The sequence below is a fragment of the Pseudomonas sp. NPDC090203 genome, assembly GCF_044746765.1.
In the GTDB taxonomy this organism is placed as follows: Bacteria; Pseudomonadota; Gammaproteobacteria; order Pseudomonadales; family Pseudomonadaceae; genus Aquipseudomonas; species Aquipseudomonas putida_AD.
The window spans coordinates 364,097-385,227 of record NZ_JBIVCV010000006.1; the positions used below are offsets into that span (position 1 = coordinate 364,097).

Annotated in this window: 20 protein-coding genes and 1 rRNA gene; 6 read left to right on the forward strand and 15 right to left on the reverse strand. The window is 60.6% G+C overall.

Annotated elements, in window-relative coordinates:
• Positions 1–7: 7 nt before the first annotated feature.
• The 5 genes from ACIPO9_RS13415 to ACIPO9_RS13435 all read right to left on the reverse strand — a co-directional run bounded on the left by ACIPO9_RS13415 (position 8) and on the right by ACIPO9_RS13435 (position 4,215).
• On the reverse strand, positions 8–703 hold the full coding sequence (locus tag ACIPO9_RS13415; RefSeq protein WP_400781393.1) for a flagellar hook assembly protein FlgD: 696 nt from the start codon (positions 701–703) through the stop codon (positions 8–10).
• A gap of 15 nt (positions 704–718) precedes the next feature.
• Positions 719–1,162 carry a flagellar basal body rod protein FlgC gene (flgC, locus tag ACIPO9_RS13420; RefSeq protein WP_274136394.1) on the reverse strand — a complete coding sequence of 148 codons (444 nt, stop codon included), beginning with the start codon at positions 1,160–1,162 and terminating at the stop codon, positions 719–721.
• Positions 1,163–1,165: 3 nt separating this feature from the next.
• Positions 1,166–1,573 (reverse strand): flagellar basal body rod protein FlgB, encoded by a 408-nt coding sequence (flgB, locus tag ACIPO9_RS13425; RefSeq protein WP_274136392.1) that lies wholly within the window; start codon positions 1,571–1,573, stop codon positions 1,166–1,168.
• A gap of 837 nt (positions 1,574–2,410) precedes the next feature.
• Positions 2,411–3,238 carry a protein-glutamate O-methyltransferase CheR gene (gene cheR, locus ACIPO9_RS13430; RefSeq protein ID WP_274136390.1) on the reverse strand — a complete coding sequence of 276 codons (828 nt, stop codon included), beginning with the start codon at positions 3,236–3,238 and terminating at the stop codon, positions 2,411–2,413.
• Between the two features lie 44 nt (positions 3,239–3,282).
• Positions 3,283–4,215 carry a chemotaxis protein CheV gene (locus tag ACIPO9_RS13435; protein WP_274136389.1) on the reverse strand — a complete coding sequence of 311 codons (933 nt, stop codon included), beginning with the start codon at positions 4,213–4,215 and terminating at the stop codon, positions 3,283–3,285.
• Between the two features lie 76 nt (positions 4,216–4,291).
• Between ACIPO9_RS13435 and flgA the strand changes: the two genes are divergently transcribed.
• The 4 genes from flgA to ACIPO9_RS13455 all read left to right on the forward strand — a co-directional run bounded on the left by flgA (position 4,292) and on the right by ACIPO9_RS13455 (position 6,870).
• Positions 4,292–5,053, forward strand: a complete 762-nt coding sequence (flgA, locus tag ACIPO9_RS13440) for a flagellar basal body P-ring formation chaperone FlgA (protein WP_400609783.1) — start codon at positions 4,292–4,294, stop codon at positions 5,051–5,053.
• A 159-nt stretch (positions 5,054–5,212) separates the two neighbouring features.
• The gene (gene flgM / locus ACIPO9_RS13445; RefSeq protein WP_400781396.1) at positions 5,213–5,530 is read left to right on the forward strand and encodes a flagellar biosynthesis anti-sigma factor FlgM; all 318 of its coding nucleotides are present in this window, start codon (positions 5,213–5,215) and stop codon (positions 5,528–5,530) included.
• A 49-nt stretch (positions 5,531–5,579) separates the two neighbouring features.
• Positions 5,580–6,047 carry a flagella synthesis protein FlgN gene (locus ACIPO9_RS13450; RefSeq protein ID WP_274136383.1) on the forward strand — a complete coding sequence of 156 codons (468 nt, stop codon included), beginning with the start codon at positions 5,580–5,582 and terminating at the stop codon, positions 6,045–6,047.
• 82 nt (positions 6,048–6,129) lie between these two features.
• On the forward strand, positions 6,130–6,870 hold the full coding sequence (locus ACIPO9_RS13455) for a flagellar brake protein (RefSeq protein ID WP_274136381.1): 741 nt from the start codon (positions 6,130–6,132) through the stop codon (positions 6,868–6,870).
• 105 nt (positions 6,871–6,975) lie between these two features.
• On the opposite strand, the gene ACIPO9_RS13460 is transcribed toward ACIPO9_RS13455, so the two are convergent.
• The 7 genes from ACIPO9_RS13460 to ACIPO9_RS13490 all read right to left on the reverse strand — a co-directional run bounded on the left by ACIPO9_RS13460 (position 6,976) and on the right by ACIPO9_RS13490 (position 14,749).
• Positions 6,976–7,926, reverse strand: coding sequence for a GlxA family transcriptional regulator (locus ACIPO9_RS13460; protein ID WP_400781399.1), 951 nt, complete (start codon positions 7,924–7,926; stop codon positions 6,976–6,978).
• A gap of 195 nt (positions 7,927–8,121) precedes the next feature.
• Entirely contained in the window at positions 8,122–8,868 is a 747-nt protein-coding gene (locus ACIPO9_RS13465; RefSeq protein WP_400781401.1) for an SDR family oxidoreductase, read from the reverse strand.
• Between the two features lie 134 nt (positions 8,869–9,002).
• On the reverse strand, positions 9,003–10,436 hold the full coding sequence (locus ACIPO9_RS13470) for an MFS transporter (RefSeq protein ID WP_400781403.1): 1,434 nt from the start codon (positions 10,434–10,436) through the stop codon (positions 9,003–9,005).
• Between the two features lie 54 nt (positions 10,437–10,490).
• Positions 10,491–11,732: a glutamine synthetase family protein gene (locus ACIPO9_RS13475; protein ID WP_400781424.1), complete on the reverse strand. Its 1,242-nt coding sequence runs from the start codon at positions 11,730–11,732 to the stop codon at positions 10,491–10,493.
• A gap of 284 nt (positions 11,733–12,016) precedes the next feature.
• Entirely contained in the window at positions 12,017–12,739 is a 723-nt protein-coding gene (locus ACIPO9_RS13480; RefSeq protein ID WP_274136376.1) for a TylF/MycF/NovP-related O-methyltransferase, read from the reverse strand.
• Positions 12,736–13,602: a hypothetical protein gene (locus tag ACIPO9_RS13485; protein WP_274136374.1), complete on the reverse strand. Its 867-nt coding sequence runs from the start codon at positions 13,600–13,602 to the stop codon at positions 12,736–12,738. The genes ACIPO9_RS13480 and ACIPO9_RS13485 overlap by 4 nt, the downstream gene beginning before the upstream one ends.
• 121 nt (positions 13,603–13,723) lie before the next feature.
• Complete coding sequence (locus tag ACIPO9_RS13490) at positions 13,724–14,749, reverse strand: AraC family transcriptional regulator ligand-binding domain-containing protein (RefSeq protein ID WP_400781405.1); 1,026 nt, start codon at positions 14,747–14,749, stop codon at positions 13,724–13,726.
• 209 nt (positions 14,750–14,958) lie between these two features.
• On the opposite strand from ACIPO9_RS13490, the gene ACIPO9_RS13495 reads away from it, so the two are divergent.
• Both ACIPO9_RS13495 and ACIPO9_RS13500 read left to right on the forward strand, forming a co-directional pair.
• Positions 14,959–16,143, forward strand: coding sequence for an acetyl-CoA C-acyltransferase family protein (locus ACIPO9_RS13495; RefSeq protein ID WP_400609808.1), 1,185 nt, complete (start codon positions 14,959–14,961; stop codon positions 16,141–16,143).
• A 14-nt stretch (positions 16,144–16,157) separates the two neighbouring features.
• Positions 16,158–17,009 carry a 3-hydroxybutyryl-CoA dehydrogenase gene (locus tag ACIPO9_RS13500; RefSeq protein WP_400781426.1) on the forward strand — a complete coding sequence of 284 codons (852 nt, stop codon included), beginning with the start codon at positions 16,158–16,160 and terminating at the stop codon, positions 17,007–17,009.
• A gap of 221 nt (positions 17,010–17,230) precedes the next feature.
• Here the strand turns inward: ACIPO9_RS13500 and ACIPO9_RS13505 are convergent, their stop codons facing one another.
• From ACIPO9_RS13505 to rrf, 3 genes are all read right to left on the reverse strand, one after another.
• Positions 17,231–19,615 (reverse strand): RND family transporter, encoded by a 2,385-nt coding sequence (locus ACIPO9_RS13505; RefSeq protein WP_400609820.1) that lies wholly within the window; start codon positions 19,613–19,615, stop codon positions 17,231–17,233.
• Between the two features lie 24 nt (positions 19,616–19,639).
• Complete coding sequence (locus tag ACIPO9_RS13510) at positions 19,640–20,653, reverse strand: WD40/YVTN/BNR-like repeat-containing protein (protein WP_400781407.1); 1,014 nt, start codon at positions 20,651–20,653, stop codon at positions 19,640–19,642.
• A gap of 392 nt (positions 20,654–21,045) precedes the next feature.
• Positions 21,046–21,131 (reverse strand): 5S ribosomal RNA (gene rrf, locus ACIPO9_RS13515); the annotation flags it as partial.

Sequence of the window (21,131 nt, forward strand, 5' to 3'; positions counted from 1 at the left end):
TCCGGCTCTAGATTCCGATTTGTTGAACTTTGGACAAGGCAACGTTGCTGCCATCGGCCAGGTTGAGAGTCATTGCAGTGCCCGCCGAGCCCATGGTCACGCTGCTGACGGTGGCCGGCAGGTAGGTCTTGACCGTGGAGCTCTTGCCATCCAGCGCTGCGGTGGCCACGAAGCTGTAGTTGCCGGAGGCCAGGACGTTACCGTCCTCGTCCTTGCCGTCCCAGGTGAAGCTGGCGTTGCCGGCCTTCTGCTCGCCCAGATCGAGGGTGCGGACCACCTCGCCCTTGCTGTCATAGACCTTGACCTGAGTCACGGTGCTGCTGTTAGGCAGGACGGCCTGACCGGTAATGCCCTTGGTGGTGTCGACACTGGTGGAGCCGGCGTCGACTACCACGGTGCGGCCCACCAGCGAAGACGCCTGCAACGCCTGGGACGACTGGTACATGCCGCCAATGGCGTCGACCGAGGTGCTCAGGTTCTGCATGGTTTCAAGACTTGAGAACTGCGCCAGCTGGGCCACGAATTCGCTGTTGTCCTGTGGATCGAGCGGGTTCTGGTTCTGCATCTGGGTGACCAGCAATTGCAGGAACGAATCCTTGCCCAGGGTGCTGGAACCGGTGGTGCTGTCGCCAGTCTTGCCGGAAGTGGCCGACTGGAGCGACTTGAGGTAGTCGCTGGTGGTCGTGTCGTTGGTAACGGTCATCGCATGCGCCCCTTATCACTGACCCAGGGTCAGGACCTTCTGCATCATTGTTTTGGCGGTGTTCATGACTTCCGCGTTAGTCTGGAACGAGCGACTCGCCGAGATCATGTCAGCCATTTCGTTGACGACGTTGACGTTCGGGTAGTAGACGTAACCGTTCTTGTCGGCAGCCGGGTGATTTGGCTCGTAGCGGGCTTCCAGGTTGGAAGCGTCCTCGACGATCCCGGACACCTGCACGCCGGTACCGGCCTGGCCCTGCTCTTCGAACAGCGAAGCGCTGCCGCCGGCTTCCTGGCTCTGGAACACGGTGGAGAAGACCGGGTGACGGGCACGGTAGGTCTTGTCCAGGCTGGACGACACGGTCTCGGCGTTGGCGATGTTACTGGCGACGGTGTTCAGGCGAGTGTTCTGGGCACTCATGCCACTACCGGCAATATTGAAAACACTGGATAGAGACATGAATTACTCTCCGCGCAGGGCTGCTACCAGCCCTTTGAACTTACTGTTGAGCAAAGTGAAACTGGCCTGAAAGCCAATCGCGTTCTCGGCGTAGTTGGCGTTCTCGACCTGGGAATCGACGGTGTTCTGGTCCAGCGACGGCTGCGACGGCGTGCGATACAACAGGCTCGCATCGCCGGTGCTCATGCCTTCGGCCTCGATATGACGGTTGTTGGTCATGTTCAGGGCGAAAGTACCGTTGTTGGCCTTGTCGCTTTCGGCGGCCAGCACCTTGGAAAAGTCCAGGTCGCGCGCCTTGTAGTTAGGCGTGTCGGCGTTGGTGATGTTGTTGGCCAGCACTTCTGCACGTTGAGCGCGGAAGTTCAGCGCTTTCTCGTGAATGCCCAGTGCCTTGTCGAAGCTGATGCTCATGTCGGGAACCTTTATCGGTTGACCAGATGTTCGTGACTGCAGGTCTTAGAGCAAGCGGCGTGCCAAGTTGCGAAATGGCCGCGTTTGCTGGGGTTCGAGGCAAGTGGCAATGGGCGATGCCAGAAAAGCGGCAAACGATTTCCGCAGGAAGAAGGCAAAGCGGCAAGGGTTGTGTCGTTTTTTTGCCGTTTGCCGACGGATACCGCATGCCTCCCGTAGCAGCACGGCTTGCCGGCGGGAGCGATCTTGAGGCCCACGTCGCGGGCAAGCGCGCTCCTACAGAAACTGACACCACACCCCGTAGCAGTCCGGCTTGCCGGCGTCGGCGATCTTGAGGACGTCCCCGCCGGCAAGCCGTGCTGCTACGGGACGGTGGTGTGTTTTAGATTTTGATTTTGATCTTCATGCGCGATGGCACAGACGACGCCGAACGCGACGTCAAGGCGCCAGGCCGAGCGCAGGCGTCGTGCAGGGGGATGAGCGGCAGGAAGCCGCGAAAGCTGTGCGGGCCAGGGACGGCCCATCACAGCGTGCCCCCGGAACGGCGCCGGAGTCGAGGGAAGTCCGACGAAGGAGGACCCCAGCCAGGAGCAATGGCTTTGCTTACTTTCCCCGTAAGGAAAGTCAGTCGCCCGTAAGGGGCGAAACCCAAAATCCGGACCACCGCGAAAACGGATCAACACCCGATACCAAAGTCCGCCAACGACGCGGAGCGTCGCCCACTGCATTCCCACGCAGAGCGTGGGAACGATCAACGGCACAGGCGTGGGAACGATCAACAAAAAACCCGGCCACCATCGCCGGGTTTCAAGCAACCAGTCAAATCACCCACCAGCCCTACTTGGCCTGATAAATGATCCCCGGACTGCACTGCACCATCTGATAATGATCCGGCAATCCGTTCAACGCCTCCGACGCCCCCAGGAACAGATACCCGCCTGGCTTCAACGTCGCATGAATACGCAACAGAATGTCCTTCTTCACCTCAGCCGAAAAATAGATCAGCACGTTGCGGCAGAACACAATGTCGAACTTGCCCAACGCCGCATAGCTGTCCAGCAGATTGAAGGAACGAAACTCCACACGATTCTTGATCGGCGCCTTCACCGTCCAGCGCCCCGGCGTCTTCTGATCGAAATAGCGCTGCAAGCGATCCGGCGACAAACCACGGCCAATGGCCAGGCTGTCGTATTCCCCGGTCTTGCAGTTGGTCAGCATGCTGCCCGACAGATCGGTCGCGACAATCTGCGCCCCCGACTTCAAGAGCCCGGGATTGCTGCGCTCGAACTCATCGAACGACATCGACAGCGAATACGGCTCCTGCCCCGACGAACAGGCCGCCGACCAGATGCGCGGACGCAACCCCGGCGACGCCTTGAGCTGCTCGGGCAGCACCTTGTTCTTGAGCACCTCGAACGGGTAGGTGTCGCGAAACCACAGGGTTTCGTTGGTCGTCATCGCATCGACCACCTGCTCGCGCAGACCACTGCGCGGCTGGCTCTGGATACGCTGGATCAACTCGCCCAGCGACTTGATGCCCTGCTGCTCCATCAGCTTGTTCAGGCGACTGGAGACCAGGTACTGCTTGTTTTCACCCAGCAAAATGCCACAGGCTTTTTCCAGGAAGACCCGGAACTGCTCAAAATCCAAATTACCTGTAGACATGCCGCCTCTCAAATCATGTGAACAGCCAGGAGGGAGTCCCCTCCTCAGCTGATATCTGCCGCCCTGATACGATCTACCACTCTAGCTGCCAGATCGTCCGGCCGGAACTTGGCCAGGAAATCGTCGGCACCTACCTTCTTCACCATCGCCTGGTTGAACACCCCGGACAAGGAAGTATGCAAGATAATGTGCAGCTTCTGCATGCGCGGATCGTTGCGGATCTCTGCAGTCAAGGTGTAGCCGTCCATCTCCGGCATTTCAATGTCGGAGATCATCATCAGGAATTCTTCTTCCGGTTTCTTGCCCTCGTCCACCAGCTTGCGCAGGAATTCGAGCGCCTGGCGACCGTCATTCAACGCGATCACTTCAACGCCCACGGTCTGCAGGCAACGGGTGACCTGTTTGCGCGCAACCGAAGAGTCGTCCACGGTCAGGACCCGCAGCGACAAGGCCTTGTGCGCGACTTCTTCAGTCACAACGCCCGCCGAAATGTTTTCCGACACCGGCGCCACTTCGGCGAGGATCTTCTCCACGTCGATGATTTCCACCAACTGGTTGTCGATACGCGTCACCGCCGTGAGGTAGTGATCGCGACCGGTACCCTTGGGTGGCGGATGAATGTCTTCCCAGTTCATGTTCACGATGCGTTCGACCGAATGCACCAAGAAACCCTGAATCTTGGTGTTGTACTCGGTAATGATGACGAACGAATTGGCGATGTTGGCCAGAGGCGCAGCCCCGGTTGCCATCGACAGATCGAGAATCGGAATCGTCCCGCCACGAATATTTGCCACTCCGCGCACAATCGGACTGGATTTGGGCATGAGGGTAAGTTTTGGGCACTGAAGCACCTCTTTTACCTTGAACACGTTGATCCCATACAACTGCTTGCCTTCCAGCCGGAACAGCAACAGTTCAAGGCGGTTCTGCCCTACCAGTTGAGTGCGCTGGTTCACTGAATCCAAAACACCAGCCATGCACCACTCCTTCCCAAAACGACCAATCGCGCACTGCCACATCGGCAAGCGGCACGGCCCTTGCTATTGACCTGTCATGAACTCGCTTATGACAGTATCCCGACACTTCAACAACGCGACCCGCAGCTTTTATAGCGTGGTCGTCGCGCTGTGTCTGCTCGCCGCCACAGGTGTGGCCCGCGCGGACAACGTAACCCTGCCTGAACAACTTATCGGCGCCACCCAGGGCTTTCTTGAATTCACAGTGGAAGACTATCTGGCCACCAGTCAGACCCAGGGGCGCTACGAGATCGAAGTCAAACAGCTCGACCCTCGCCTGCGCATGCCCCATTGCGACAAGGATTTGACAGCTTCCCTGGAAAATTCCGCAACCCCCATCGGCCGGGTGACCGTGAAACTGCGCTGCGAGGGCTCTTCTCCGTGGACGGTGTTCGTCCCGGCGCAGGTACATCTGTTTCGCAATGTGGTGACCGTTGTGCGCCCGATGAAGCGTGACGCGATCGTCTCCCAGGCCGACGTGGCCCTGCGCGAGCGTGACGTGGGCCTGCTGGGGCAAGGTTTTCTGGATTCGCTGGACCAGGCGATCGGGCAGAAAGTCGTCCGACCAACGGTCATCGATCAGATTCTCACCCCGGTGCATCTGGAGCAGCCGCAAATGGTGCGCAAGGGCGATCAGGTGGTCATCAGTGCGCGCAGTGGCGCCATGAGCGTTCGCATGCCTGGCGAGGCACTGTCGGACGGCGGTTTCAACGAGCAGATACGGGTCAAGAACCTCAATTCCAAACGTGTGATCAAGGCCAATATCGTCGCCCCAGGGCAGGTCGAGGTGCCTATGTGACGCGCAGGAACCTCTGGCGCAACGCTTGCGCTTTTTCTACACTCGGAACCCATCTGCCCTGTGCGAAGTCGATTCAAGACTGTTTTCGCACTGGCCCTAAAGTTATTCCGGGTTTAGCCGAAACAAAGGCAAGCGTCCTAGAACCCAGAGGTTTTAATCATGGTCATCGACTTCAGTCGTTTGAATAGCTCCACTGCCGTAAGCGGTACTTCGCGTACCGCCAGCACCAAGGAAGCCAGCAAGGCCGACGCCTCCGCGACGGTAAGCACTTCTCAAAGCGTTGACGGCAGCGGCGAGAAAGTACATTTGAGCAGCGAAGCTCAACAGTTGCAGAAGATCACTGATTCGTTGCGTGATCAGCCCACTGTCAACAGCGCCCGTGTGGCCGAGTTGAAGCAGGCTATCGCCGACGGCAGCTACAAGGTCGACAGCAACCGTGTTGCAAGCAAACTGCTTAACTTCGAAGCCCAGCGCTAGCCCCCGGTCCGCGCAGGGGCTTCTGGACGCTTGAATCCCAGGGCATGCGATGCAAGACACTACATTGCTTCAACTGATCACGGACGATATTGCGCCGACCCAGCATCTGCTGGATATCCTGAGGGCCGAGTCACTGGCGCTCCACGGACGCAATATGGTCGAAATGGAACATATCCTGGCGCAGAAACAGGCGCTGGTGATCGTGCTCGAACAGCATGGACGCAGACGCAGCCAACTGATGAGCAGTCTGGGCCTGCCCGCCAATCGCGCGGGACTTGAAGAAGTGGCCAGGCACTCCTCCGTCGGCGAAGCACTGTTGAAAGCGGGCGACGAATTGAGTGGGTTGATGACCGAGTGTCAGGCCGCCAACGAACAGAATGGCGCACTGATCCAGCTCCAGCAGCTGACCACGGCTCAACAACTACGCATCCTCAACGGTGGCGACACACCTACGCTGTATGACAGCCGGGGTTCGACATCCGGGAAGATGAGACCACGTCCGCTTAGCCAGGCGTAAGTTCTTGTATCAAGACGTGCAACATGGTGGCAAACTGCCTTCCGTCGCACGTTGTCGTTATTTGCCTGGAGATGGATTAACCGTGAATGCCTTAAGCGCGGAAGATGTTCCGCAGCCCCCGAAGGTACTTACCACGCCTTTGGAAATTGCCGCCAACCTGCGGCTGCTGATGGAAAGCCATGATCCGCTGATCATCACCTTCCATGAGCGCAGCCAGCGCTTCCAGAGCTACGTCATCGAAGTCGACCGTGACAACAACGTCATCGCCCTGGATGAAATGATTCCTCGCGACGGCGAGCGATTCATGGCCAACGGCGAAGCGTTCCGTGTCGAAGGCTTCCACGATGGCGTGCGCATCGCCTGGGAAGTCAAGGCGCAGATGACCATCATCGACGACCCCCACAGCTATCGCGGCCCTCTTCCCGAGGAAGTCGTCTATCACCAGCGCCGCAACGCCTTCCGCGCTGCGCTGAAGCTGGCCTCCCTGGTGGACATCGAAGTCGGCGGCGAGAAGCTCAAGGCGCCGCTGCGCGGCAAGCTGCTCGACATCTCCGCCACCGGCTGCAAGCTGCGTTTCGATGGCGACTATTCCGAGCGCATGCAGTTGGGCCAGGTGTACGACCGTTTCGTCGCGGCCCTGCCCTTCGGCAACATGACCACCTCGGTCGAGCTGCGCTACCTGCACTTCGAAGAGAAGATCAACACCACCTTCGCCGGCGTGCGCTTCCACAACATCAGTGGATTGGTGCAGCGTCAGGTCGAACGCTTCGTCTACCAGCTGCAACGCGAAGCCCGCCGCTTCGACAAAGACGACGACTTCTGATTGATCCCGTAGCAGCACGGCTTGCCGGCGGGGGCGTATTCAAGATCGCTCCCGTCGGCAAGCGGATCGCCGCCCGGCCGGGCTGCTACGGAATGTGCCTTTGATCTAAAACGCATCCGCCACCGGCCCCAGGCTTCGCCGCAGTGATTGGGGCGTCTGCCCGTACACCCGCACAAACGCCCTGCGCATCCGTTCCCTGTCACCAAAGCCTGTTTCCTGGGCGACCGCCTCCAGCGACTTTCTCCCCTGCTCCATCATCAGTCGCGCCGCCTCCAGACGCAGGTTTTCCACCGCCTTGGCCGGCGAAACCCCGGTTTGCGCACGGAACGACCGGCTGAACTGGCGAGGACTCAGGCACGCCGCATCGGCCAGTTCGTCCACCGACAATTCCCGGCGCAGGTTCTTGCGCGCATAGTCCAGCGATACCTGGATGCGATCGGAGCCCGGGCTCATCTCCAGCATGGCCGAATGCTGCGACTGGCCACCGGCGCGGCGATGGTAAAGCACCAGGTGCTGAGCAACCTTGCGCGCGATCTCCGGGCCATGGTCTTTTTCCACCATGCCGATGCTCAGGTCCAAGGCTGCGGACATCCCCGCCGAGGTCCAGACCTTGCCGTCGACCACGAAGATCCGGTCCTCTTCAACCTTGATCGCCGGGAACTTCTCGCGCATTTCTCGTGCCCGGGCCCAGTGCACGGTGGCTCGGCGCCCGTCGAGCAGACCCGCTTCAGCCAGGGCGAAAGCCCCTACGCACAGGGCGCCTACCCGCCGGCAGTTGGCGTAGGCCTGGAGCAGGAATTCATTGATGCGGCTCGAAGCCGAGGACCGGTCCATGGCGCCGCTGATCAACACCGTGTCGAACTGCGCCTGGCCCAGGGGCTGGGTCGACACCGACGTGAACAGCGAACTGGTGGCGACTGGACCGCCGTGCTCGGAGAGCAGGTGAATGTCGTAGAGTTTTTGCTCGGCGACGACATTGGCAAATTCGAACGCCGACAGCGCGGCCAGACTCATCACCTGAAAGTCTGGCCGAACGACGAGAGCTATGGATTGCATGGGCGCGAGGTCCGTCATGGGATCTCCGATTCTAGACCCGAACCTGCGGCAGGTGTGTACACAAGTATTGCGCTGCGCCCTGAACCCGTAGCAGTCCGGCTTGCCGGCGGGAGCGGTGCATCAGACACACATGCATCGCCTGACACACCGCCCCCGCCGGCAAGCCGTGCTGCTACGGGGCTATTCGCCAGCAGATCAACCCGCAGCGAAGGAATCGTTGAAGCCATGAACAAAGGCGGCCTCATCCGCACCCGCCGCCGCGCGCAAGGGCCTCGCGCGCTCGACCAGGATTTCATCGGCGTCCGTCGCCAGCGCCGTCATGGTTTCTTCGATGAACTCCGCCAAGGGCATGGCGCGAGGCTCATCATTACTGTTCAACAGATCGGTCTGAACCCATGGCGGGGCGATCTCCAGCACCCGCACAGAGGTATTGCGCAGCATGTAGCGCTGGGACATCGACCAGGAATGCATGGCCGCCTTGGTCGCGCTATAGACCGCCGTGAAGGCCAGTGGAACGAAGGCCAGCACCGACGAAACATTCATCACCACAGCATCGGGGCGGGTTTTCAAATGCTCGATCAACCCGGAAGTGACACGAATCGGGCCGTAGACGTTGGTGGTGATGGTGTCGATCATCAACTGCTCGTCGATGGCGCCGCTCGCGTCATCGATCAGCATGATCCCGGCGTTGTTGATGAGCACGTTCAGGTCCGGGAAACGCCGAACCACGTCAGCGGTCACCTTGGCAATGTCGGCGGCATCACCCACGTCCAGGGTCACTCCTTCCATGCCGGGGTTGGCTGCGGTGATCTGTTCCAGCAACGCCTGGCGACGCCCCGCGATGATGACTTTGTTGCCGCGCTGGTGAAGCGCCTCGGCCAGTGCGCGACCAATGCCCGACGTGCCGCCGGTGATAAAAATGGTGTTGTGGGTCAGCTTCATGTCGATTCTCCGGAATCAGGGTTGACCCACGGCGGCGGGATTCGCCAAGGCCGTGGGATTCTGGAACCGATCTTAGAGAGAAGCGAAAAGCAGCATATGTCGTAGAAACAGCTTTTTCGGCCACAACGAGAAAGCTACAACGGCCGATCCACCCCCACGTCACGGGTTTCGTCCGGGGATGCGCCACCCTCCTCGTCCACCACCGCCACCGGCCGCACCACGCCTTCGCCAGACGCCACGACCCGTTCCTGCACTTCAACATCAGGCTCGGCAGGCGCATCGGCCGATTGCGCTGCGGGATCGGCGGCTGTCTGCATCTGGTCCTGCACCACCTGCTCATCCACACGGGGGTCGAGGGCCACGACCAGGGGCGAGCTGGCCATGCTGTCGGGCATGGCAATGTGATGCAGGGGTGCGTCCTGCACCTGGTGCAGGTTGGTGACGGCTTTGGGCCGGATGCGCAGCACCAGGATCAGCGCCACGAAGCAGACGAACGCATAGAGCATGTTGCTGCCGAACTGCTTCATCAGCACGCCCGCGACCAACGGCCCGATACTGGCGCCCACGCCGTAGGTCATCAGCAGCATGGCGGTGAGCGATACACGTCGCTCGCCTTCGACGTGGTCGTTGGAAAACGCCACTGCCAGCGGGTAGAGCGCGAACTGCAGCAGCGAGGTCACGAAGCCCATGGCGAAGACCACTTCCATCGGCAACCCGGGGAAGATCGCCAGGGGCAACGAGGCGACCACCAGGCAACCGGCGAAACCGCGAATCAGCTTGGCGCGGTCATAGCGGTCCGACAGCCTGCCAAGCGGCCCCTGCACCAGCAGGCCGGCGCCGATGCAGCACGCCATGAACAGACCGACGTGATCGGTAGACAAGCCCTGCTGCGCCGCGAACAACGGCGCCAGGCCGTAGAACGAGCCAATGATCAGGCCGGCGCTGAGCACGGTGGTCAGCGACTGCGGCACCCGGCGCATGAAGAACAGCGGCTCCAGCGGCGCCGGCCGCATGGGCGCCGGGTGGATGCTGCGGGTCATCGCCACCGGCACCAGGCACAGGGCGAAGCACATCGCGACCAGCATCAGCAGCTCCAGCCCCAACTGAGGATGGATCACCAGAATCAGTTGCCCCAGCACCAGCCCCAGGTACGAGGCGATCATGTAGCCGCTGAATACCAGGCCGCGCTGTTTGGGCGAGGCCTGTTCGTTGAGCCAGCTCTCGATGACCATGTACTGGCACATCATGCCAAGGCCGACGATCATCCGCAGGAAGATCCAGGCCGGCAGGAAGTTGACCAGGCCATGCCCCAGCACCGCCGCGCCGACGATACCGGCGCACGTGGCATAGGCCCGGATATGCCCTACCCGGCCGATCAGCCGGTGACCGACCTTCCCGCCCAGCGCCAGCCCCACATAGTTGGCCGCCATCAACGCACCGACCCACAGGCCATCGACATGGTCAGCGGCCAGGCGCAATGCCAGATACGTACTTAACAGACCCGAACCGATGAGCATCATCAGTGAGGCGAAGTACAGCGCTCGAAAGGATTTCCAGATTTGGCGCATCGACTTTCCAAAAACGGAAACCCTCATCCATGGAGGATTTCCGAAACGCGGTGGTTAAGCCTGGGCAGCCAGAACTCTGCGTTCCCAGGGCGTGATTTCGTTGAAGAAACTGGTCAGTTCCAGGGTCTTCGACGCGACGTAGCCTTCGATGAATTCGGCCCCGAACAGTTCCTTGGCAAGCCCGCTGCGTTTGAGACGTTCAAGCGCCGCATGCAGGGTGCATGGCAGCGACAGCGCGTCCGGCACGACGAATTCCCCCTGGATCGGTTCGGTTGGCTCAAGCTGCTGCTCGATACCATGGAGCCCGGCTGAAAGACTAGCTGCAATGGCCAGATACGGGTTGGCATCTGCACCGGGCAAACGGTTTTCCACGCGCCGGGCCACCGGCGAGCTGGCCGGAATGCGCAGGCCTGCCGCACGGTTGTCATGGGACCAGCAGGCGTTGTTCGGCGAGGCGAACGGATGGCACAGCCGCTGGTACGAATTGACGTTGGGCGCGAACAAGGCGGTGAAGTCGGCCATGGCCGCCTGCTGGCCACCGATGAAGTGACGGAATGCCGCCGTCGGGTCGCCCTGGGCGTCGCTGAAAATGTTCTGGCCGGTGACGCTGTCGACCACGCTTTGGTGAATGTGCATCGAGCTGCCCGGTGTATGGGCCAGAGGCTTGGCCATGCACACCACGGTCAGGCCGTGCTTGAGCGCGACTTCCTTGAGCATGTGTTTGAACAGGAACGTCTGGTCGGCCAGCAGCAGCGGATCACCGTGCAACAGGTTGATCTCGAACTGGCTGACGCCCATTTCGTGCATAAAGGTGTCGCGTGGCAGGCCCAGCGCGGCCATGCACTTGTAGACTTCGCTGAAGAACGGACGCAGGCCGTTGTTGGAACTGACGCTGAACGCCGACTGCCCGTCCTCGCGACGCCCGTCCAGGCCCACTGGCGGCTTGAACGGCTGGTTGGGGTCGCTGTTGGGCGCGAAGACGAAGAACTCAAGCTCGGTGGCCACCACCGGCGACCAGCCATGGCAGGCATAGCGGGCGATGACCGATTTCAGTTGCCCGCGGGTGGACAGGTTCGACGGCTCGCCGTCCAGCTCGTCCGCGTCGCAGATCGCCAGGGCGCGAGGTTCGTCGCTCCAGGGCAGGCGATGGGTCTGCTCGGGGTCGGCGATCAGCGCCAGGTCGCCGTCATCGCTGCCGTAGTATTTCGCGGCCGGATAGCCGCCCATGATGCATTGCAACAGCACCCCCCGCGCCAGTTGCAGCCGACGGCCTTCAAGGAAGCCCTCCGCTGTCATGACTTTGCCCCGGGGCACGCCGTTCAGGTCCGGCGTGACGCATTCAATTTCATCAATGCCCATCAATCGCTGCGCGAGAGAATTGTGGCCACCGCTACTCATGACTCAAGTCCTTTATTTTTATGCAGGGTTCTGTGCAGGCCGCAACGCGGCGAGGCGTACAAAATAAGCGTCGGGCGTTCAAAATATCAAGCGCCATGACGCAAACAGGCTATCGCCTGCCGATTGCCGAAAACAAAAAGCCCCGCTGGGTCACAACGGGGCTCTGGCAACGCAAGCGGCGATCAGACGCGGAAGTAGCCCACGCACGAATCGAACGGCAGGCGCTTGAGTTCGACCTTGTTCAGGTCCAGCACTTCGCGCAGTGCTGCGGTTTCACCCGGGAAGTTGCGATAGGCCACTTCGTCCAGCACCACGATGGCGCCCTTTGGCATGTACGGCAGGAAGGTTTCCAGCGCCACTTTGGTCGACGAATACAGGTCGGTGTCCAGGATCAGCATCGCCACGACCAGGTCAGGGCGAGTCTTGGGGAACGCCGGAACGGTCTCCATGATGTCGCCCTTGATGATCTCGCAACGCGGAATCCGGTTGACCGGGCGCACCAGGTCATTGGCGTCGATCATCTCTTGAATGATCGATTCATCGGTGTCCGAAAACATGGTTTCGTTGATGTCGGCCGGGTCTTCCTCGGCGTCGATGCTGCGAAAGCCCGAGAAGGTGTCGAAGCCGATGATCGAACGGTTGATCGCGTAGGGCTCCAGGATCATCGACAGTTGCATGTAGAGCATCAGCGAGTTGCCCTTGTACACGCCGCACTCGATGATCGCGCCGGGCACGTCCTGCACCATCTTGAACAGCTCGATGCGCGACAGCGCCGCCGTGACTGCAATCCGGTTGGCAAACACGAACGGAGCATCGGCCACATATTGAGAGTCGACGCGCTTGAGCAGATTGGCGCGTTTCTCGGCGTACTCGGCCTCAGGCCCCGTCAGGCGGCGCTTGGTCATTGGCTAACTCCCTGGAATTGCGAAAAGTCGTTGAGATGGAAAAGATCTTTGTAACCGGCTTCGACGTCTTTGGCGCCGCTGTCGACGTTGGGCGCACCGCGGCCAGTCAGCAGGTCCTGAAGATGAATCAGGCGGAAATCGATGCTGAAACGTGTCTTGTCGGTGAAGTTGGCCACGGTGCCGTGCAGGTGCGAGCCGGAGAAGGTAATGACTTCCCCCTCGTTGCCGGCGATGCGGATCTCCGATGACGTCTGGATGTCTTCCTGAGGAACCGGGTGAATGCGCGTTTCTTCGGTCACGTTGGTTTTTGCCAGCGGACGCTGGACGTTGATCCAGTCGGCCAGGCTCCAGTCCACCGAGGAGTTCTTCACCGGGGTGCTGAAATAGCCCGGGTTGATCATCATCGTCTGGTCGGGGGTGATGGTGTACACCGGCATCCAGGTGTTGATCTGGCAGTCGGCGTTGCCGTACCAGGTATCGCGATGCGGCTTGTACGCATAGCTCACCCCGGCGTGCAGGTAGTTGTAGTTCGGTACCACGCGGATACGTGGCACATCGAACAGGTATTCGGCCGGATCGATACCGATCTCGAGGGCGAACTTGTGAATCATCTCTTTGACATCAAGGCAGTTGGTGAACTGGCGCTTGAGAGCCGTAACCCGCTCCACGAACTCGGTGACCGGCATCATGGTGTGCAGTGCCTGGTGGTCGGTCTCGCCATCGAACGCCGCAGTGATGCTTTGCTTGGCGAACCGGCACAGGTCGTGGGTCGCCTGCAGGTTGGTGTTCAGATAGATGTCACCTGCATAGATCGAGCTTTTGAAGTCGGCCTTGCTCTGCAGTTGGTTGAGATACAAATTCACGATAGAACTCCTAAGCTCCGTACTGACCAAGTCATCGGCAGGTCCATGGCGAACTGAAGACAAATGCGACGTCGTTCACTAAAAACTTTGTGCCCGCGTGTCACGTGATATCAGTGAGCAATCATTGCTCGGCCTGGAGTGTCGCCTTGCGCCCGGCGCGGTAACTGCCCGGACTCTCCCCTGTCCATTTCTTGAACGCCCGGTGAAACGCGCTGGGCTCCTGAAAACCCACCAGCGAGGCGATGTCCACCACGCTCATCTCGGTCTCGCGCAGCTTCTGCTGGGCGATGCCACGCCGTACCTCGTCCTTGATGCCCTGGAAGGCGCACCCTTCGCGCTCCAGCCGACGGCGGAACGTGGTGGGGCTGAGTTTCAACTCCACGGCCATTTCGATCAATGTTGGCCAATGGCCGTAATGGCTGTTGCGCAGCCGCTGATAGACCTGAGCCGCCAGCCCGCGCTGGTTGCGGAATCGTATGACAAGCCATTGCGGCGCAGTGCGCAGGAAGGATTTGAGCGACGGCAGCGACTGCACCACCGGCAGGCGCAGGTAGTGGCTTGAGAATTCGATCTCGGTCTTCTGCTCGCCAAAGCTCAGGTTGAAGCCCCAGAGCAGCGGGTCGTCGCTCAGGCGCGGACGCGTCTGGCGAAACTGCGCGCGGTCGATGGTGATGCGCCGACCACCCAGCCAGCACAGCAGGCTGATCATCAGCAGCAGGAAGGTTTCCTCGCCGAAACGCTGGCGCGTCGGATCCTCGACCCGGGACTCCACCGCGATGACCGCGCGTTGCCCTCTCACGATCAGGCTGCCGCGAAAATCCCTCAGGAACAGGCCGAAGTTGTTCAAGCACTGGCGCAGGGCTTTTTCCAGGTTCGGCTCCTGAATCAGCCCCCGGCAGATCAGGGTAAAGCTGCCCAGTGGCATGCCATGGGAATCCAGGGCGAAAAACTCGTCTTCCAGCTCCTTGATCTGAATCAGCCAGAGCGCAGCGAACGCACTGGCCGACACCCGTGCGGCCGGGTCGTCGAGCAGCGCCATGTCGATCCCGGCCGCCTGCAGCACCGATTGCAGGCGCAGCGGCTGGTCACGCAGGGCATACACCACCAACTGCACGAAGTAGATCGAGACTGAATCCTTTTCCCGCATGTCCGGCCTTTCCTTTTTATTGATGTGCTCTTGAACGAGCCGACGGCGCAGATGGTAAAGAACGCCAGTCGATATGGACAGTTTCGGCATAGGCCCCTCTGCGAGCCCGATCTATCCTTGCCCGCAACATGCGTCTGGCCGAAATGCCATTTGGCGGTTTCCGGGCCGGGTGCCACCACAAGAAATCTCGAAGATTTGAAGGAGTCGACATGAGCAATACCGAAGTTTTCGTCGTCAGCGCACTGCGTACCGCCATCGGTGGATTCGGCGGTTCCCTCAAGGACGTCTCGCCCATCGAACTGGGCACCCAGGTCAGCCGCGCGGCCATCGCCAAGTCCGGTCTGGCGCCTGAGCATATCGGCCATGTAGTCATGGGTCACGTGATCCCTACCGAAGTGCGCGACGCCTATTTGTCGCGGGTCGTCGCACTGGAGGCCGGGCTGACCAAGGAAACCCCGGCAATGAACGTCAACCGTCTGTGCGGCTCGGGCCTGCAGGCCATCGTGTCGGCCGCACAATCGCTGATGCTCGGCGATGCCAAGGCAGTGCTGGCCGGCGGCACCGAGTCCATGAGCCGCGGCGCCTACATCATGCCGCAGGCCCGCTGGGGTGCGCGCATGGGCAACGTTCAGGCGTACGACTACATGCTCGGCGCGCTGCATGATCCGTTCGCCAATATCCACATGGGCATCACCGCCGAGAACATTGCCGAGAACTACGGCATCACCCGCGCCGATCAGGACGCACTGGCCCTGACCAGCCAGCAGCGCGCCGCCCGCGCCATCGCTGAAGGCCGTTTTGAGGGGCAGATCGTGCCGATCGAAATCGCCACCCGCAAAGGCACGGTAACCTTCGCCCAGGACGAGCATGTGCGCGGCGACGTCACTGCCGAGCAACTGGAAAAAATGAAGACCGCGTTCAAGAAGGACGGCACGGTCACTGCGGGCAACGCTTCGGGCCTGAACGACGGCGCGGCGGCACTGGTGATGGCTAATGGCGACATGGTTCGCGAGCACGGTCTCAAGCCGATGGCGCGCCTGGTGGCCTACGCTCATGCCGGCGTCGAACCCTCGATGATGGGCCTGGGACCGATCCCGGCCAGCCGCAAGGCACTGGAACGTGCAGGCCTGACCGTTGCCGATCTGGACGTGATCGAGTCCAACGAAGCCTTTGCTGCCCAGGCCTGTGCCGTGGCTCGCGAGCTGGGCCTGGACCCGGAGAAGGTCAACCCTAACGGTTCGGGGATTTCCCTTGGCCATCCGGTGGGCGCGACCGGCGCGATCATCGCCACCAAGGCCATCCACGAACTGCACCGCACCGGTGGCCGTTATGCGCTGGTGACCATGTGCATCGGCGGCGGTCAGGGCATCGCTGTCATTTTCGAACGCGTATGAGCGAGGCCCTTTCGATGAGCATGCAACACATCGCCGTGATCGGCGCGGGCACCATGGGCAACGGCATCGCACAGGTATGCGCCATTGCAGGCTTTGACGTCACCCTGCTGGACATCAGCGACGCTGCGCTGGAGCGCGGCCTCGCAACCGTGCGCAAGAACCTTGAGCGCCAGGTCAACAAGCAGACGCTGACCAGCGAGATCGCCGAACAAGCCCTGTCTCGGATTCGCTGCACCACCGATTACGCAGAGCTCAATGCTCCGCAGGTGGTGATCGAAGCCGCCACCGAGAATCTGGACCTTAAGTTGCGTTTGCTCAAGCAGATTGCCGCGAACGTGGGCGTGGATTGCGTCATCGCTTCCAACACCTCGTCGCTGTCGATCACTCAGCTTGCGGCCAGCGTGGACAGCCCGGAGCGTTTCATCGGGCTGCACTTCTTCAACCCGGTGCCGATGATGGGGCTGATCGAAGTGATTCGAGGGCTGCAGACCGCCGATGAGACACATGTGGTTGCGATCAAGCTGGCTGAACGGCTGAACAAGACCGCCATTACAGCGGGCAACCGGCCGGGCTTCGTGGTCAACCGCATCCTGGTGCCGATGATCAACGAGGCGATCCTGGTGTTCCAGGAAGGTCTGGCCACCGCGCAGGACATCGACGACGGCATGCGCCTGGGCTGCAACCAGCCCATCGGTCCGCTGGCGCTGGCGGACCTGATCGGTCTGGACACTTTGCTGGCCATCGTCGAGGCCTTCCATGAAGGCTTCAACGACAGCAAATACCGCCCTGCTCCGCTGCTCAAGGAAATGGTCGCGGCGGGGTACCTGGGACGCAAGAGCGGGCGCGGGTTTTTCGTTTATAACTGACGACGTTCGCCTCACCCTGTAGGAGCGCGCTTGCCCGCGACGGCGTCGGGTCAATCAACATTGCGTTGTCTGACCTGACGCCGTCGCGGGCAAGCGCGCTCCTACGTGGATTTCTGGTTTTTCTACGGTCCGTAGCAGTCCGGCTTGCCGGCGTCGGCGTCTTTTAGATCGCTAACGCCGGCGAGCCGGACTGCTACGGGTGGATGGGTGTCAGGGACCGATCAATGTGAGAATAGCGAATTGCCCACCTTGCCCGCCATTTTCTCGGGCTTGATCAGGAACCGGGCCAGGGCCGGCAACAGCCACAGCGCACCGAACATGTTCCACAACAGCATGAATGTCAGCATCAGGCCCATGTCGGCCTGAAACTTGATAGCCGAGAAGATCCAGGTGCACACGCCGATCGCCAGGCACAGGCCGGTGAACAGCACCGCTTTGCCGGTCGACTTCAGGGTTTCGTAGTACGCCTCCTGCAATGGCAGGCCCGCGCGCAGGAAACTCTCCAGGCGGCTGTAGATGTAGATGCCGTAATCCACGCCAATCCCCACACCCAGGGCCACCACAGGCAAGGTCGCGACCTTCACGCCAATGCCCATGAACGCCATCAGCGCGTTGCCCAGTACCGAGGTCAGCACCAGAGGCAGCACGATGCACAGCGTCGCCGCCCAGGAGCGGAAGGTGATCATGCACATCACCGCCACGCAGATGTACACCAGGATCAGAATGGTCAACTCGGCCTGCTTGATGACCTCGTTGGTCGCCGCCTCGATCCCGGCGTTCCCCGCCGCGAGCAGGAACTCCAGCCCTTCCTTGTTATTGGCCTTGGCGAAGTCCTGCACCGCATGTACCGCACGGTCCAGGGTTTCGGCCTTGTGATCGTTGAGGAAGATCAGCAGCGGCGCCAGTGAGCAGGTGTTGTTGTACAGACCATCGGCGCGGGAAATCGAACTGTTGAGCACGTCCTTGTTGCGCGAAAGCGACTCCCACTTGAGATTCCCCTCGTTCATGCCCTTGATCACCTGCTTGGAGACCGTGACCAGCGAGATCGCCGACTGGACGCCAGGGGTGTTCTCCATCTTCCACGACAACTCGTTGATCGCTGACAGCGTCTGGTAGGCCGAACAGCCTTCGGGCGGTGTCTTGACCATCACCACCAGCACGTCGGAGCTGGTCGAGTAATTGTTGATGATGAAATTGTTGTCCTGGTTGTAACGCGAGTCCGGGCGCAACTCCGGCGCACCCTGGTCCAAGTCGCCGATCTTCAGGTTGTGCCCGTACCACAGGCCTCCGGCCAGCGCGAGCAGCGACAGCACCACGGACACCCGGGCCACCTTTGGCGCGGCAAAGTTAGACAGAAGACGCCAGAAAGGGTGTTCGCAGGCTGCAGCTTCCTTGCTGCGGGATATGGCTTTCTTGCTGATGCCCGCGTAGGAAATCGCCACCGGCAACAGGATCAGGTTGGTGAACACGATCACCGCCACACCGATCGACGCACCGATGGCCAGTTCGCGAATCACGCCGATATCGATGATCAGCAGGGTGATGAAACCCACGGCATCAGCCAGGATCGCGATCATCCCCGGCAGGAACAGTTGGCGGAAGGTGCGACGGGCCGCCGTCAGTGCGTTGTCAGCATCGCTGGATTGCAGGGCAATACCGTTGATCTTCTGCACACCGTGGGAAATACCGATGGCGAAGATCAGAAACGGCACCAGCATCGAGTAGGGATCCAGACCAAACCCGACCACATGCATCAGGCCCAGTTGCCAGATAACGGCGATCAGCGTCGTACTCAAGACCGCGATGGTGCTGCGCAGGCAACGGGTGAACCACATCAGCAGGACCAGCGTGATGAGGAAGGCCACGCCGAAGAACATCACCACCATGATGAGGCCGTCGATCAAGTCGCCGACTTTCTTGGCAAAGCCGACGATGTGAATGTCGACGTTGGGGTTCTGCGCTTCGTACTTGTCGCGGATCTTCTCTTCAAGCTGATGGGAGAACTGACGGTAATCCAGCGGCAGAAGCTTGCTCTGGTCGTTGGGGTCCGGATAGAACTCCTGCAAGGGTACATCGACGATACTGGACTTGAAATTGTTGGCCACCAGCCGTCCGACCTGGCCGGACTTCAGGACGTTGTTGCGCAACTTGTCCAGGCTTGCCTGGGACCCGTCGTAGCTCTGCGGAATGACCTCGCCACCGGCAAAGCCCTCCTCGGTCACTTCGGTCCAGCGCACGCTGGGGCTCCACAGGGATTTCAGGCCGGAACGGTCCACGCCCGAGATGTAGAACACCTCGTCGTTGATCTGGCGCAGGGTCTCCATGTATTCCTTGGAGAAGATATCGCCCTGCCTGGCCTCCACTGAAATACGCACGGTGTTGCCAAGGTTCGCCAGGTCATTGCGGTGGTCCATCATGTTCTGAATGAACGGATGGCCCAAGGGAATCATCTTCTCGAAACTGGTGGACGGGCGCACCAGCGTTGCTTGCCAGAACAGCACGATGCTGACCAGCAGGCAGATGGTGATGACGGCCGGGCGGTTGTTGAAGATCAGCCGTTCCAGCAGCGTGGGTTTGTCGTGGTGGTGTTGAAATTGGGTCATCAGTCAGCGTCCTCGCCTTATCCGTTCTTATTGTTGAGCGACATCAGCGCCCGTTGGCGAAGTGAGGTGAACACCGCCCTGTCCTACCAGAATGAGATTGCCTTTGTTGTCTTCGGCCACGCCTGACAGCGAGAGACGGTCCGAGCGATTGGAGACGGTAAAGGTTTCGCCGTCATCGGTGCTGCGCATCACGCTGCCGCCGTTTCCTACGAGAACGATGGAGTTATCAGGCAGAACGGAGGCATTGGCGATACTGAATTCCAGCGGTCCGCGCTCGCCCTGCAAGGCGATGGGCTCCCAGGTACTGCCGAAATCGGTGGAGCGAAACAGGTTGCCGCGCAGGCCATAGGCCAGAAGCGTGTTGGACTGGGCCGTGCCGACTGCGCCGAACAGCGAGCCCTGGTAGGGGCCTTCGAGTTTTTCCCAGGTCTGGCCATCGTCGGGGGAGCGAAACATGCTGCCCATCTCACCGACGATGAACAGGCCCGCATCCTTCACGTAAGTGATGCCATTGAGGTGGTACTGGTCTTCGTTATCCAGGCGCTCGCCGATGTCCTGCCAGTGCTGGCCGCCATCAGTGGTTGCCAGCAACGCACCGTAGGCACCCACGGCGATGCCGGTGGACAGGTCCTTGAACCAGACGTCCAGTAACGGCGCCTCGCGCTTGAGGTCTTCGAACTGCTTGCTCCAGGTTTTGCCGCCATCGCTGCTGGCCAGGATCTGAGCGTCATGGCCCACGGCCCAGCCATGCTGGTCATCGACGAAATACACCGCAGTCAGCAACTGCCTGCTGGGCACCTTGGCCTGGGTCCAGGTCTTGCCCTGATCGTCGGAATAGAGAATATGGCCGCGATCCCCCACGACCACCATGCGATTGCCTGCGTGGGTCACGTCCAGCAGCAGACTGCGGGAGGCCTTGGCTGATTCGAGGGCGAATTCTGAATTGTCTGCGGCGGTGGCCGCAGGTGAGCTTTCAGTGGCCAGCGCAGCGCCGCTCAGGGCCATGAAGATGAACAGCGGCAATGCAACATTCGCACGCATGGAGCTTCCCTTTCTTTGTTGTTATCAGGTTCTCCCGGTAGCCCGCGTAGCGGCTGCAAGCGCTCTAGCCTGCGCAGCCCGGCCCACCGAAGCAGGCCCATCCTATCCAGCTTTCAAAACGTATGACAATCGACATGACGTTATCTTTTGTTAAGCAACGGTGTGGTGATTGGAGGGTTATCAGTGGTGGTGATTGGGGATGGGGTAAGCGGCGCGATCGGCTGTAGGAGCGCGCTTGCCCGCGATCGCGGTGGGTCAGGCGGTGCGGTGGTGTTTGTCCTGGCGCAGTCGCGGGCAAGCGCGCTCCTACAGGGCGGCATCAGGGTGGAAAACTTTTCCAGGCGCAAAAACAAAACCCCAACCGCGTTAGCGATTGGGGTTCTGGAATTTAATCTTGACGATGACCTACTCTCACATGGGGAAACCCCACACTACCATCGGCGATGCATCGTTTCACTTCTGAGTTCGGGATGGGATC

Excerpts from the sequence above, each read along its gene's own strand:
- flgM (WP_400781396.1), top strand. The coding sequence starts at position 5,213 with ATGGTCATCGACTTCAGTCGTTTGAATAGCTCCACTGCCGTAAGCGGT.
- ACIPO9_RS13510 (WP_400781407.1), bottom strand. The coding sequence starts at position 20,653 with ATGCGTGCGAATGTTGCATTGCCGCTGTTCATCTTCATGGCCCTGAGC.
- flgA (WP_400609783.1), top strand. The coding sequence starts at position 4,292 with ATGAACTCGCTTATGACAGTATCCCGACACTTCAACAACGCGACCCGC.
- cheR (WP_274136390.1), bottom strand. The coding sequence starts at position 3,238 with ATGTCTACAGGTAATTTGGATTTTGAGCAGTTCCGGGTCTTCCTGGAA.
- ACIPO9_RS13490 (WP_400781405.1), bottom strand. The coding sequence starts at position 14,749 with ATGCGGGAAAAGGATTCAGTCTCGATCTACTTCGTGCAGTTGGTGGTG.
- ACIPO9_RS13475 (WP_400781424.1), bottom strand. The coding sequence starts at position 11,732 with ATGACAGCGGAGGGCTTCCTTGAAGGCCGTCGGCTGCAACTGGCGCGG.
- ACIPO9_RS13450 (WP_274136383.1), top strand. The coding sequence starts at position 5,580 with ATGCAAGACACTACATTGCTTCAACTGATCACGGACGATATTGCGCCG.
- ACIPO9_RS13460 (WP_400781399.1), bottom strand. The coding sequence starts at position 7,926 with ATGCAATCCATAGCTCTCGTCGTTCGGCCAGACTTTCAGGTGATGAGT.
- ACIPO9_RS13415 (WP_400781393.1), bottom strand. The coding sequence starts at position 703 with ATGACCGTTACCAACGACACGACCACCAGCGACTACCTCAAGTCGCTC.
- ACIPO9_RS13465 (WP_400781401.1), bottom strand. The coding sequence starts at position 8,868 with ATGAAGCTGACCCACAACACCATTTTTATCACCGGCGGCACGTCGGGC.
- ACIPO9_RS13480 (WP_274136376.1), bottom strand. The coding sequence starts at position 12,739 with ATGACCAAGCGCCGCCTGACGGGGCCTGAGGCCGAGTACGCCGAGAAA.
- ACIPO9_RS13470 (WP_400781403.1), bottom strand. The coding sequence starts at position 10,436 with ATGCGCCAAATCTGGAAATCCTTTCGAGCGCTGTACTTCGCCTCACTG.
- ACIPO9_RS13495 (WP_400609808.1), top strand. The coding sequence starts at position 14,959 with ATGAGCAATACCGAAGTTTTCGTCGTCAGCGCACTGCGTACCGCCATC.
- ACIPO9_RS13500 (WP_400781426.1), top strand. The coding sequence starts at position 16,158 with ATGAGCATGCAACACATCGCCGTGATCGGCGCGGGCACCATGGGCAAC.
- flgB (WP_274136392.1), bottom strand. The coding sequence starts at position 1,573 with ATGAGCATCAGCTTCGACAAGGCACTGGGCATTCACGAGAAAGCGCTG.
- flgC (WP_274136394.1), bottom strand. The coding sequence starts at position 1,162 with ATGTCTCTATCCAGTGTTTTCAATATTGCCGGTAGTGGCATGAGTGCC.
- ACIPO9_RS13435 (WP_274136389.1), bottom strand. The coding sequence starts at position 4,215 with ATGGCTGGTGTTTTGGATTCAGTGAACCAGCGCACTCAACTGGTAGGG.